Source organism: Streptomyces sp. WM6386 (genome assembly GCF_000972385.1).
Lineage (GTDB): Bacteria > Actinomycetota > Actinomycetes > Streptomycetales > Streptomycetaceae > Streptomyces.
In genome coordinates this window covers 1-399 of record NZ_JXTE01000569.1, presented here as the reverse complement: position 1 = coordinate 399, position 399 = coordinate 1, and the positions used below count along the sequence as shown (strand labels likewise).

Below are 399 nucleotides of genomic sequence, written 5' to 3'. Positions count from 1 at the left end.
CGGCGGCGACGAGCGGGTGGCCGGTGGTGAGTTCCCCGGTCAGCACGAACTCCTGACGGTGGTCCGCGGTCGCGTCGGACAGGCCGAACGGTTCCCAGGAGCGCTGGCGGTGGACCAGGCTGCGGGTGCCGCCGCCGGGTGCCGGCGGGTCGGCCAGTGCGGAGTGGCTCATGCCGTCCATGCCGTCACCGCCTTTTGTCGCGTTGCGCCGCGATCCGGCCCCGGAAGTGGGCCCTCAGGCCGGACCGCGGCCTGTATGCCGCCTGTTTCAGGGTGGCCGCTGACACGGGGCCGGCACCAGTGCGGACCGGCGACAGCAAGTTGCGCGGCAGCAACTTCCGCGCCGGGGGCCGACGTTGCTGCCGCAGCGGCGGCCCCCCGGTCAGGGGGGCGGCGCGG

The 399-nt window shown here is 75.4% G+C and carries 1 protein-coding gene; it reads right to left on the bottom strand.

The annotated features are described in order from the left end of the window. On the bottom strand, nt 1–181 hold a 181-nt coding region (locus tag TN53_RS42730), incomplete at its 3' end, for a hypothetical protein (protein WP_046264313.1). Nucleotides 182–399 lie beyond the last annotated feature (218 nt).